Raw genomic sequence first — 12,246 nt, 5'->3', positions numbered from 1 at the left:
GTTTGGGTTTCGAGCCAACCAACCACTCGGCAGTCACAGCCCCCATGATCGCCCTTAACCATCTTACTGGTGCCGAATAAGCTCGATCGATTCCCCCATTTTCGTGCAAGTTCGCTGCCAATTGAAAATAATGCGAAGCCCGATCGTATTGCTGATTACGAATGTAGACACGGGCATCGGTGGCCAAAATTCCCGCAAAACTTGCCGAAATGTGATCAGTCAGCTTTCCTGCTTGTGCCAACGACCCCCAAGCTTCAAGCAATATCTGCTCGTGCTGATCAATAACCCGCATTGAATTACTTGAAACACTTCCCCTACGCTGCCGAACAACATAAAGCACTTCAGGAACATGGAGAAATCGCGTCCCTGAACAGGCCAGCCTTAGATGCAAATCATACTCTTGGGCACAGCTCAGTCCTTCTCTAAATCCACCCAACGCTAACAGTTGCGACCGCCAGTGGAGCGGCGAAGGAGTTCCTAGGCGCTGATTCACCAAAACAAACTCCACGGGATCAAGTCCCCGGGACTCTACGGAATGAATCCGACACTGCTTGCCGGATTCAAAATCACGAGCCTCGTAGTCGCAATAGGTAACGTCATCCGGAGATTGCAACGCAAGGGGAACCTGAGCTTTGAGCTTATCAGGGCCGAGCAGATCGTCCGAGTCAAGAAACTGAACCAACTCTCCCTGAGCCATCTGCACGCCCCGATTCCGAGCGGCACAGCCGCCAAGATTCGGACCAGAGTACCACCGCACACGATCTCCAAACGACTTAATTACCTCTAAGCTGGAATCGGTAGAACCATCATCCACGACCACCACTTCGACATGGGGATAACTCTGCGCCAACACACTCTCAATTGCCTCGGCAATATAGGATTCGGCATTGAAGCAGGGGATTACGATGGAAACTAATGGACTAATCCCCATTAGCAGCAATCCTCCGCATATCAATCGCCTGCCTGTAAATCTCAAGATCAGGTTCGCAAAGCCTCACAATTTTCTCCCTTAATTCAGGCGTTAACATCTGCCGTTGCTGGGATTTCTCTACCGGACTGCGATTCTCAATTCCTAACTTAATTTTTGCCCCAAACACACTAAGTACCTCACGCTGAAACCTGGGCAAGTCCTCAGTGATTCCCACCACAGTAAACCTAGCGAGATTATCAATTGCCTCCTGAACCTGGGTTGTCAATGAAGCTCCAACCACACCATCAGAGAGCAGTCGAGCATACATACACCCCTCAGCTCGCCCCTCAACTGATTCAACAAACTCCTCTAGACCAACGTCAACCGAACAATGAGAACTGACCTTATATCGATTATAAAAGTAGCTAGAAACCCACCGCTCGACAGGATCCCTCAGAACCGTAACAAAATGCCAACGCGATTTAAATGCCTCATGCACGCAAGATGAAAACCCAAAGTGACCACCTACGTAGCCGCGTTGCTGACTTTCCAAAACGTAATAAAGCAGCAATAAACGAAACTCCCGAACCGATCTATTTGAAAGCGTTGCTTGCCGGTATGGAAGGTGCACTGCCCGCCGCGGTTGGTGGTCACTTGGCTGTCCCCGTGTTCGCGGTTCCGACCAGCGTCGGCTATGGCGCGACGCTTGGTGGCCTGACACCGCTGATGGGAATGCTCAGTTCCTGTGCTTCGAACGTCGCCGTTGTGAATATCGATGCAGGATTCAAGGCGGCGTACTTGGCCGGTTTAGTGATCAAGGGGCATGAGTCCACAGGCGATCTCGACGACGACGAGGAATAAATTTTTCATGCAAGTCCCCTGTCCTCCTCCGCTAACCAGCGTCCCCAATTGGCCGAACCGCGAAACCGACGCGCACAAAGGAAACTTTGGCAAGGTGCTGTTGGTGGGAGCATCTCGCGGCATGGCTGGCTCGATCGCGCTTTCGTCGATCGCCGCGCTAACCACTGGATCGGGGTTGGTATCCACCGCGATTCCCGATCGCTGTTTAGAAACGGTGGCCGGATTCCATCCAGGCATCATGACGATCCCTGTCCAAGAAACGCCCGACGGTTGCTTTGGCGAAGAAGCGAGCTTGGATTGGGAGTCGTACGATTGCGTTGGCTGCGGCCCAGGGATGCGGACCGGGAAAGGCGCCGCTGGATTAGTCGAACGTTTACTTCGCTGCACCGACAAGCCACGCGTCTTCGACGCAGACGCAATCAATCTTTTGGCCAAGCACCGTTGGTTGGACGACCCTGCCCTGCCTCGCGATCAAGAAAGTCTTGTGTTGACGCCGCACCCCGGCGAGTTATCGCGATTGACTGGCGTATCACCCAAAGACCGCGACGGCCAAATCGAAGCCGCGAAGCGATTGTCAGAACGTCACGGATTGACCATGATCGTTAAAGGCGGCCCAACTTGTGTGGTTTCCGCTGAAACTTATGTCAACACAACTGGCAATCCTGGTATGGCAACCGCGGGCAGCGGTGACGTTCTGACAGGAATCGTCACGTCGCTTTTGGGACAGGGTTTAACCCCGTTTGATGCAGCAACCCTAGGAGTGTTTTTGCATGGCTTGGCGGGCGACTTCGCCGCCGAACAGCGAAGCCAACCGGCGGTCACCTGCTTGGAAATAATTGCTTATCTACCAAACGCGATCAAAGCCATCGCACAATCGCATCGGTTATCATAAGGGGGAGCGAAGTACCGCCCTGCCCTTCCCCACCGAATCGATCAGTGATGAAACGAATGTCTCTTTCGGCGTTTTGTCGTCTTACACTTGGATTGTTGCCCCTGTTAGCTTTTTCCGCCGGATGCACCTCGGAAAAAAGAACTAGCGGCAACACGAGCGTTCGTAAAATCGCGGTGATCCCCAAGGGCACCAGCCATGAGTTTTGGAAGTCGGTGAACTTCGGAGCGCAGAAAGCCGCACAGGAGATCGGTGACGTCGAGATCATTTGGAAAGGTCCCGTGGTCGAGAGTGACACCGGCAGTCAAATCGAAGTGGTCAAAGACATGATCACACGCGGCGTCGATGGAATCGTTTTGGCGCCAAATCAAAAAGGCGGTTTGGTCGATGCTGTTGAAGAGTCCGTCGGCGAAGGCATCCCGGTCGTGATTTTTGACAGTGGCTTGGATGAAGGACCAAAAATTTCCGGCTATGTCGCGACCGACAATTTTAAAGGTGGGCAAATGGCTGCCGACGCACTGGCAAAAGCGATCGGCGAATCAGGAAATGTTGTCTTGCTGCGTTACCTTGCTGGCAGCGAAAGTACGGAACAGCGTGAGAACGGGTTTTTGGAAGCGATCGCGATGTATCCAGAAATCAACGTGATCTCCAGTGACCAATATGGCGGCGAAAACTCGACTCAAGCGAAAGAAAAGGTCGACCAATTGCTGCAACTTCATGGCGATGCATTAGAAGGGATCTTCGCGGTCTGTGAACCGAATGCCAACGGAACATTAGAAGCGATCAAGAACGCCGGTTTGGCTGGCAAGGTCAAGTTCATTGCGTTTGACCCAAGCGACGCACTGATTGAAGGCATGCGCAACGGTTCGGTCCACGGGATCGTGCTGCAAGATCCCGTGGAAATGGGTTATCAAGGTGTCAAAACGATGATTGCCGCCCTCAACGGAAATGCGACCGAAGAATTTCAAAGCACGGGCGAGTACTTAGCGACGCCCGAAAATATGGATGAAGAAACCTATCAGCGTTTGCTCAAACCACAGATTGTCGATTGAGTTCGCTTCTAGAAGTCACCGACGTTAGCAAACGTTTTGGACCCACGCGTGCGCTCGATCAGGTCTGTTTGAAAGCCGAGAGCGGACGAGTGCTTGCGTTGATCGGGGAAAACGGCGCGGGCAAAAGCACGCTGTTGAAAGTGCTCAGCGGCGCGCACCGCTGTGACTCCGGTTGGATGATGCTTGACGGCAAGCCGTATTCGCCGAGCGGACCGATTGACGCAAAGAATCGTGGTGTCGCGATCGTGTACCAGGAACTGACGCTGGCGCCCGATCTAAGTATCGAAGACAACCTGATGCTTGGGCGGTCAGGTACCGGGCTAGGGACGTTGGTTCGCGGCGTTCAACGGAGGCGAGTCCGCGAAGCCATGCGGCGAGTGGGATTGGGGCACTTGTCGCCAGCAGCAAGGACTGGTGATCAATCGATCGCGACATGCCAGTTGATCGAAGTGGCGAGAGCGCTAATCAGTGATGCCAAGATTATCTTGCTTGATGAACCGACCAGCTCGCTACCGGCGGCAGACGTCGACCGACTGTTCGAGATCATCGGACAATTGCGAGAACGCGGTTTGGCGATCATTTATATCAGCCACTTCTTGGAAGAAGTTCGTCGGGTTGCCGATGACTACGCTGTCTTGCGCGACGGCCAGAGTGTTGGCGAAGGCAGTTTGAGTGACATCAGCGATGACCAAATCATTTCGTTGATGGTTGGGCGGGACGTCAATGACTTGTTTCCGCACGTCCCTCACGAAGTCGGCATGCCACGTCTGACGCTCAAGAACGTTTCGTCCTCCCCTGCCCCAGTCGATGTCAGCTTGCGAATTCATGAGGGCGAGATCTTCGGTGTCGCCGGTTTGGTTGGCGCAGGACGGACGGAGTTGTTGCGGTGCTTGTACGCTTTGGAACCGTCCTACCAAGGCCATGTGCAACTTGAAGGACGGAGCTTGCCGCATCGTGTTGGCGCCCGACGCCGGGAAGGATTCGGGTTGCTAAGCGAAGATCGCAAGTCGGAAGGGCTCGCGCAGACGCTATCGGTGACAGAAAACATCTGCATGGGAAACCATCGGCGATTCAGTACGCTTGGTATCGTTAAGTTGGGTGCTCGAAAGGCCGAAACCGAACGACTGATTCGGCAGGTGGAGGTCAAGGCATCGAGCGGCGACCAAATCGTATCGGAGCTGTCCGGTGGCAATCAGCAGAAAGTCGCCTTCGCACGATTGTTAGCGCAGAATGCGGACATCTATTTATTGGATGAGCCCACCAAAGGGATTGATGTCGGAACCAAGGCCGAGATCTACCGTATGATCGGTGAACTGGCAGCCAGCGGACGGACCGTGGTTTTTGTCAGTTCATACTTGCCCGAACTGCTCTCGGTTTGTGACCGCATCGGCGTGATGTCACGTGGTCGGATGACCGAAATTCGCAAGGCGAAAGATTGGACCGAAGAAGACTTGATGGCTGCCGCCGTCGGGTAACACCATTGAAAGAATCAACCTGGATCGTTTGGTACGATTTCGAGAGATGACAGAGAATCAACCGTCGGCGGATCAACGGAAGGCAAATCCCCTACTCAAGTTTCTGGGACGACTCGGACCCGCGTATGCGTTATTGGTGGTCGTGGGACTGTTTTCGGTCTTGGATCATCAATTCGGGAGTCAGAGTTTTTTCTCGGCTCGGAATGCCCGAGTGATTGCCAATTCCGCTGCGCTCGTCGCGGTGCCCGCGATGGGCATGACGATGATCATCATCGCCGGCGGGATCGATCTCTCGGCGGGAACCGCACTAACGCTTTGCGGAACAGCGTTGGCGCTCGCGTTTCGTGATTACACGGTACCGGTCGGCGCCGAAGATGCGACGTATTGGGTGGTGTGTGCACTTGCGGTTGGGCTGGGCGTTGGCATTGCGTGCGGTCTAATCAATGGCTTGATCATCGCCTTGGCCGAGATCGTTCCGTTCATCGTCACGTTGGGGACGATGACGATTTTTTGGGGATCGGTCAAGTCATCGCGAGTGAGTCGACGGTGTATCCCGAGACGGAGCACCTGCCGGATTGGATGCGGTACCTTTGTTACACCGGAAGCAATTCGGATCGCTATTGGTTCGACTGGCTGCATGTTCCGTCTAGTGCATTGATCGCGATCGTTCTGGGGATCGGCGTCGCGATGTTGATGCACTTCACCGTGTTTGGACGCAATATGGTGGCGATCGGATCGAACCCGGCAACGGCACGCCTATGCGGGATCCGGGTGGGGATGACGACGGTCGCTGTGTATGCGTTTGCGGGAATCTTTGTGGCGGCCGGGGCGCTTCTGTATTTTGCCAACGTCAAAAATGGAAATCCGTCGGACGGTACCGGCAAAGAATTGGAGATCATTGCGGCGGTGGTCCTTGGCGGCGGCAGTCTGAGCGGGGGGCGTGGTTCCGTCTTCGGAACGGTCGTGGGCGCCCTGATCATTAAAACGATCGGCAGCGGCTGCACGATGTTGTCGATTCCGAACACCTACACGCACATCATCATCGGCGTCATTATCATCATCGCCGTATTGATCGATGGCCTGCGAAGCGGTAAGCCGAAATGGCTGTTCGACCGGTTGCGATAAGCGGCCTCCGTTCTGTGCCCCGGTCGCCGAAATCACGTCCGCGTTGACTCGCCGCCGGGGCGGTTGGGCGTCCCCACTCGCCATCTCGGTGGCTTTCGACCAAACTACGTGGCGACAATGCTGTGGCAAAGCCGAACGGTGCCCCGCCACGTGCGGATTGGCCCCTTTGCCTCAATTTTTAGCGCCCCACACCTGCGTAAGGCCCCGTGACTGAGATCGTTTCGCTAGCCGACATCACTGCGACGACGATCCCTGCTGCGCTTCACGGTTGTGTCGCTTCGATCGGCAATTTTGACGGCGTTCACCGCGGCCATGCGCAACTACTCGGTCAGGCAAAATCGCTAGCCGGTGAGCTCAACGCTGCCACGGCGGCTTGTGTCTTCGACCCGCATCCGATCGCAATCTTACGCCCCGACGCGGCGCCCAAGCGGCTTTCAACGATTGACGAACGGGCCCGGCGAATGAATCGCTTGGGAATTGATTTTCTGGTGGTGATTCAAACCACGCCCGAATTGCTTTCGCTGTCGGCTGAGGCATTCTTTGAGTCCCTGTTGGTCAATAACCTGCATGCTCGTGGGATGATTGAGGGGGCCAATTTCTGTTTCGGTAAAGGGCGTCGCGGCAACGTCGATCTACTGACCGAATTGTGCGCCGAACGAGGGATTCAGTTTCGGGTTGCCGAAATGCACTGCCAAGACGAGGACGTCATCAGCAGCACACGGATCCGCGAAACACTTGCCATCGGCGATGTCGCTGCGGCCGCATCAATGTTGGGGGTGTACCACCGAGTTTCCGGTGACGTCCGACACGGTGACGCGCGTGGACGAACGATTGGGTTTCCGACCGCGAATCTGTTGGTGCAAGACGTGGTGACGCCCGCACCAGGCGTCTATGCCGGGTGGGGAATTCTCGGCGATTCCGAAGCAAGCAAACTGCCCGCGGCGATCCATATCGGGGAGAGCCCAACCTTCGGCTCGGGAGCTCCCGAGCAAATCGAAGTTCACCTGTTGAACTACAACGATGATTTGTACGGAAGAACGCTTACAGTGGACTTCGTCGAACGTGTCCGTGGTGTCGAGCGTTTTGGGTCCGTCGAACAGCTGTCACACCAACTTCGTCAAGACATTCAAACCTGTGAGCGATTGCTCCAATAATTCAACTTCTCACGACGATTCAATATGAGCATTCTTTGGAAACGCTTTTCCGATCAGATCAGCCACTACCAATCTTTCGTTTTGGTCAGTCATGTTCGCCCCGATTGCGATGCGATCGGAAGTGAACTGGGTATGGCGGCGATCTTGCGAAAACTTGGCAAAGACGTTCGGATCATCAATGCTCACCGCGTGCCGCCGTCCCTAGAGTTTCTTGATCCTGCCGGAACGATCGAAGTCCTTGGTGATCATGTCCAGGCTGATGAGATCAGCTGTGATTGCTTCATGATCTTGGACACGAGTGCTTGGGTACAACTCGGCGACATGGCCGATGTGATTCGCAGTGCCAAGTGTGACAAGATGGTTCTGGACCATCACGTCGGCGAAGAAGAACTGGGCGCGACGATGTACAAGGATTACCAAGCCGAAGCGACAGGAACGTTGGTTGTCGCGGCCGCGGATGCCCTGGGCGTTGACATCGATCGAAAGATGGCGACCGCTTTGTTCGCCGCAATCGCGACTGATACCGGTTGGTTCCGTTTCAGCAGTGTCTCGTCAGATACCTATCGCGTGATCGCGCGCTTGATCGATTGCGGAGTGGTCCCGGCCGAAATGTACGGCGACCTTTACGAGCGAGATACGTTGGCGCGACTGAAACTGCGCGGTTTGATTTTGTCTCGGACGGCCAGTGAACTGGACGGGGCCTTGGTTCACACCTACGTCGAAAACCGTGACTTCGAATCGGTGGGTGCGTTACACAGTGACACCGAAGATTCGATCAACCTGACGCTTGCCGTTCGCAACACAAAAGCCGCAGTCATCTTTATCGAACAGCGTCGTGGCGGATTCAAGATTTCGTTCCGCAGCCGCTGTGAATTGGATTGCAACGAGGTCGCATCACGATTCGGTGGTGGCGGCCACAAAGCGGCCGCCGGTGCGTTCCAGGAAGGCTGCCTGGATGACGTTCGAACGAAGGTCTTGGCCGCGATGACCGAAGAGCTACAGCGAGTTCTGTAGCTTAAGAGGCGACTTTCTGGTCCGACTGGGGCTGATCCGATTGGGCTGCATCGAAAATGATGCGGCCCATCGAAGGTAAGCCCTCTCGGCAAACCCTACAAGCTGCGTCGTCGCGTTACTCTTTGAGCAAGAAGCCGGTCATATCCCAGCCGTCTTCGGACTTGGACCAGAACACGCCGCCGCCCTTTAGGTACGATTCGATCTTGGCAAATGGCGGCAGCAGCGAAGCCTTGAGCGGATCTGTTTGACCGTTCTCTTGTTCCTTTTCGACGAAGCGACGGATCAGGTTGGCAAGCAGCGAATCGCTGTCTTTTAGTTGCCCTTTTCGCAGCAGTTCCCAGCGAGCACGCAGCGACACGTGCGGCTGGTAAACGCCGTCAATGAAGACTTCTTCGGCACCAAGGTCTTTGATCGCTTGGGTGACTGATTTGCAAGTTTCGGTATCAATGAGTCCGTCGTTGTTGTTGACGCCCGCAGTCACGCGTTGCCCCATTTTGACCAGCAATTCCGAATGGCTGGAGAACATCAGGTACGCGTCTTCTTTCGTTTTGCCGCGAACGACAGCGATGGACCAGTGGTTCAGAAGTGGCTCGACGTCCTCTTCGACGACATCACCAAAGCCGAGTTCGGCAAGGTCTGCGTCCAAGTCATCGTCGCTGGTGCCGCTGCCGGGTTCGACTTGCCAAACGTCAAATTCCTCGACGTCCAGTTTTTGAGCATCGGGTTCGACTTCCATCCATTTACGGATGACTTCGGCGACCACATCGGGATTGATGATGCGAACGGCGATCAGCATGCGATCGGATTCGGGACCGACCGGAGTGGTGTTGTCGGTGATCAACAACACTTGGTCGTCGAGATTCGGAATAAAGTCTTTGGCGAAGTCAATCTGTGGGCCTTCGACGTCGTCGCGGATGCCGTTCAGCATCGGGCGGAACAGGTCGTCACCCAAAGCGGCGTTGACGAGCGATTCGGCGGACCAGAACGCGGTTTCCAAGTCCCAGTTCAAGCGATAGAACGCACCACAATCCGGTGTCGGCCAGGTGGGGACGGGCTGCAGCGGTTTGTTAGTCGGTTGCAGCATACGCGAGCCCTTGGTCAGCTTTCCTGACGTCAGCAACACGCCGCGGTGCAAAACGTCAAAGCGGTCTCCGTTGACTGCGCCGACACCACCAAGTGCTTCAATGACGCCAAAGCCCTGCCCTTCGAGCAGTTCGATGATGTCCAAGTCATCGTGGCGATCATATTCGAAGACTTCACGCAGGATGCGGCCCATCGAGAAAGGCTCGGCGTACCATTCCCAGCAAACCTTGGCGGTCGCCTCGTTGGCGTCTTCGATCGAAGTGCGTGACTTATTCATCGCGTTGATGAAGCTCTCGCGTTTCGAAAACGCTTTGCGAGCCGATTCGTCCGAGACCGCGGTAAGCAGTTCTTTGACGATGACTTCGCGATCAGCAGCGATGAATCGATCCGCGTTCCAGGAGATTGCGATCTCTTCGACCTTCAGTTGACCCGGTTTCGGTTTGGTGCGGTAAACGCGGATCGTTTCCCCACCAAATTCGATGTCTTCGCGAGTCGCACCACCAGCTTTCAGTTCTTCGTCGATCTGTTTACCGGCCACGTCAGCGTCTTCCTGGCGGCCGCGTGTATCGGCGATGACACAGAACGAGAACGGGCGTTTGTTATCGTTGGGAAACGCCATCCAAGCGAACACAACTTCCCCAGACGCGATGTCGTAGAGGTCTTTTGCCTTCAAGCCGATTTTGCGATCCAGGGTGTCAAAATAGTTCATCGCACGCTCGCGCTGAGCGTCGATGAATGGTTGCATCTCTTTCGATGCAAGCATTTGCCCTAGGTTGGTTTGTTGCCAAGCGTTACAAAAATCGGGCAGCCGAGGAATCCGAACGACTCCAGCGGTGGACTCGGGGAGCAAGTCGATCCCGCTGACATAGGTATCGGTGTTATCCTGTGCTACCGCTCGTTCGGTCAGTGTGCCTAGCACCAATGTGAACAGCACGGCAGCCGACAAAATTTTTTGGCTGTATCGAAGAAAAGATTTCATATCGTTGTCTTTCGGCAGTTTCCGCCTCGCGTGGTGGAACGAACCTCAGGAAAAAAAGTGATTCTGCGGGAATTCCTCGCAATCGCATCCACGCTATCGTCATTCCCAGACGCTCAGGCCAGTCCGTCCTATCCGGTCCGCAGCGAATGGACTGATTGACGAATTGCCAGGCATGGGAACAACAGTATGTTATCGAACTCAAATTAACCGCGAAACGCCGTAAATTCCGACACTCCGCAATTCTCCAAAATGACCCAAACTGCCTCGCCATCCGCCGATACCCCGTACCAAAATCCTCTGATCGAGCGCTACGCTTCTCGCGAAATGGCAACCCTTTGGGGGCCGCAGCGTCGGTTTCGAACTTGGCGAGACATGTGGATCGCCCTCGCTGAAAGCGAACAAGAACTGGGAATCGACATCAGCGACGCTCAACTGGACGAGCTCCGCAAATTTCGCACCGAATTAAATCTCGACGTGGCGAAGGAGTACGAGCGAATCCGCCGCCATGACGTCATGGCTCACGTCGAAGCCTACGGTGATCAGTGCCCCAATGCCAAAGGGATTATTCACTTGGGGGCAACCAGTTGCTTCATCACCGATAACGCCGACGTGATTTTGATCCGTGACGCGATGCAGTTGGTCGCCCGTCGACTCGCCGCCACCATCGACGCGATGGCCACCTTTGCGGCCCAGCAGCGTGCCCTACCCTGCCTGGGTTTCACTCACCTTCAACCTGCACAGCCGACCACTATCGGGAAACGCTGCACGCTTTGGACGTACGATTTGGTGCTAGACCTTCAGGAAGTCGAGCATCGCTTGAAGACACTTTGTGCTCGCAGTGCGAAAGGCACCACCGGGACGCAGGCGAGCTTCTTGCAGCTGTTCGGCGGCGACCACGACAAGGTTCGCAAGCTGGAACGTCGTGTCGCAGAAAAAATGGGCTTCGAGCAGGTCTACTCCGTGACCGGTCAGACCTATCCACGAAAAGTCGACGCGCAACTTTTGGATGCACTCAGCGGCATCGCACAAAGCTTGCACAAGATTGCCACCGACGTGCGTTTGCTGGCCAGCCGCAAGGAGGTCGAAGAGCCGATCGAAAAGCATCAAATCGGTTCGTCGGCGATGCCGTACAAACGCAACCCAATGCGTAGCGAACGAATTTGTGCGTTGACTCGCTACGTGATCAGCTTGCAAAGCAGCCCTGCGATGACGGCCGCAACGCAGTGGATGGAACGCACGTTGGACGACAGCGCGAACCGCCGTCTGGTCATCCCACAAGCGTTTTTGGCGATCGATGCTTCACTGGTGTTGATGCAAAATATCGCCAGCGGTTTCGTGGTCTATCCGAAGACCGTGACGCATAACTTGGCCAAAGAGCTGCCGTACATGGAAACCGAAAACATCATGATGCGTGCGGTCGAAGCTGGCGGAGATCGCCAGGACTTGCATGAGCGGATTCGTGTTCACAGCCGCGAGGTTGCCGAACGCGTCAACGCCGAAGGCTTGCCCAATGATATGATCGAGCGATTGAAGAACGACCCCGCGTTCTCGGCGGTCGAATTCAGCAATGAAATCAACCCGCTTGATTTCGTCGGGCGGGCGCCTGAGCAAGTTGACGAGTTCATCGCCGAACAGATCGAGCCGATCCGCAAACGTTACAGCGATGGCGATTCGTTAAGCGTCGAAGTCACCGTCTAGCTTGCT

10 protein-coding genes and 1 pseudogene are annotated in these 12,246 nt (G+C 55.1%); 9 read left to right on the top strand and 2 right to left on the bottom strand.

Going from position 1 to position 12,246, the window contains the following annotated elements; translation table 11 throughout:
• On the bottom strand, window positions 1–931 hold a 931-nt coding region (locus CGZ80_RS10900; RefSeq protein ID WP_094414231.1), incomplete at its 3' end, for a glycosyltransferase family 2 protein.
• Window positions 932–1,516: 585 nt separating this feature from the next.
• On the opposite strand from CGZ80_RS10900, the pseudogene CGZ80_RS10890 reads away from it, so the two are divergent.
• The 8 genes and pseudogenes from CGZ80_RS10890 to CGZ80_RS10855 all read left to right on the top strand — a co-directional run.
• A pseudogene (locus CGZ80_RS10890) lies at window positions 1,517–1,771 on the top strand (hypothetical protein); the annotation flags it as partial.
• 7 nt (window positions 1,772–1,778) lie between these two features.
• Window positions 1,779–2,663: an NAD(P)H-hydrate dehydratase gene (locus tag CGZ80_RS10885; RefSeq protein WP_094414227.1), complete on the top strand. Its 885-nt coding sequence runs from the start codon at window positions 1,779–1,781 to the stop codon at window positions 2,661–2,663.
• 47 nt (window positions 2,664–2,710) lie between these two features.
• Window positions 2,711–3,712 carry a substrate-binding domain-containing protein gene (locus CGZ80_RS10880; RefSeq protein ID WP_233148357.1) on the top strand — a complete coding sequence of 334 codons (1,002 nt, stop codon included), beginning with the start codon at window positions 2,711–2,713 and terminating at the stop codon, window positions 3,710–3,712.
• Window positions 3,709–5,187 (top strand): sugar ABC transporter ATP-binding protein, encoded by a 1,479-nt coding sequence (locus CGZ80_RS10875; protein WP_094414225.1) that lies wholly within the window; start codon window positions 3,709–3,711, stop codon window positions 5,185–5,187. Before CGZ80_RS10880 ends, CGZ80_RS10875 begins: the two co-directional genes overlap by 4 nt.
• A gap of 46 nt (window positions 5,188–5,233) precedes the next feature.
• Window positions 5,234–5,845, top strand: coding sequence for an ABC transporter permease (locus tag CGZ80_RS28980; protein WP_094414223.1), 612 nt, complete (start codon window positions 5,234–5,236; stop codon window positions 5,843–5,845).
• Entirely contained in the window at window positions 5,842–6,312 is a 471-nt protein-coding gene (locus tag CGZ80_RS28975; RefSeq protein WP_255407706.1) for an ABC transporter permease, read from the top strand. Before CGZ80_RS28980 ends, CGZ80_RS28975 begins: the two co-directional genes overlap by 4 nt.
• A 206-nt stretch (window positions 6,313–6,518) precedes the next feature.
• Complete coding sequence (locus tag CGZ80_RS10860) at window positions 6,519–7,466, top strand: bifunctional riboflavin kinase/FAD synthetase (protein ID WP_094414219.1); 948 nt, start codon at window positions 6,519–6,521, stop codon at window positions 7,464–7,466.
• A 24-nt stretch (window positions 7,467–7,490) separates the two neighbouring features.
• Window positions 7,491–8,480, top strand: coding sequence for a DHH family phosphoesterase (locus CGZ80_RS10855; protein WP_094414217.1), 990 nt, complete (start codon window positions 7,491–7,493; stop codon window positions 8,478–8,480).
• A gap of 115 nt (window positions 8,481–8,595) precedes the next feature.
• Here the strand turns inward: CGZ80_RS10855 and CGZ80_RS10850 are convergent, their stop codons facing one another.
• Window positions 8,596–10,542, bottom strand: coding sequence for a hypothetical protein (locus CGZ80_RS10850; protein WP_094414215.1), 1,947 nt, complete (start codon window positions 10,540–10,542; stop codon window positions 8,596–8,598).
• Between the two features lie 249 nt (window positions 10,543–10,791).
• On the opposite strand from CGZ80_RS10850, the gene purB reads away from it, so the two are divergent.
• Window positions 10,792–12,240 (top strand): adenylosuccinate lyase, encoded by a 1,449-nt coding sequence (gene purB / locus CGZ80_RS10845; protein WP_094414213.1) that lies wholly within the window; start codon window positions 10,792–10,794, stop codon window positions 12,238–12,240.
• The last annotated feature ends 6 nt before the right edge of the window (window positions 12,241–12,246 follow it).

The sequence above is a fragment of the Rhodopirellula sp. MGV genome, assembly GCF_002251265.1.
Classification (GTDB): domain Bacteria; phylum Planctomycetota; class Planctomycetia; order Pirellulales; family Pirellulaceae; genus Stieleria; species Stieleria baltica_A.
Note: the sequence above shows the minus strand (reverse complement) of the source record. Positions and strands in the feature narration are given on the sequence as shown.

Excerpts from the sequence above, each read along its gene's own strand:
- CGZ80_RS10885 (WP_094414227.1), top strand. The coding sequence starts at position 1,779 with ATGCAAGTCCCCTGTCCTCCTCCGCTAACCAGCGTCCCCAATTGGCCG.
- CGZ80_RS10880 (WP_233148357.1), top strand. The coding sequence starts at position 2,711 with ATGAAACGAATGTCTCTTTCGGCGTTTTGTCGTCTTACACTTGGATTG.
- CGZ80_RS28980 (WP_094414223.1), top strand. The coding sequence starts at position 5,234 with ATGACAGAGAATCAACCGTCGGCGGATCAACGGAAGGCAAATCCCCTA.
- CGZ80_RS10855 (WP_094414217.1), top strand. The coding sequence starts at position 7,491 with ATGAGCATTCTTTGGAAACGCTTTTCCGATCAGATCAGCCACTACCAA.
- CGZ80_RS10850 (WP_094414215.1), bottom strand. The coding sequence starts at position 10,542 with ATGAAATCTTTTCTTCGATACAGCCAAAAAATTTTGTCGGCTGCCGTG.
- purB (WP_094414213.1), top strand. The coding sequence starts at position 10,792 with ATGACCCAAACTGCCTCGCCATCCGCCGATACCCCGTACCAAAATCCT.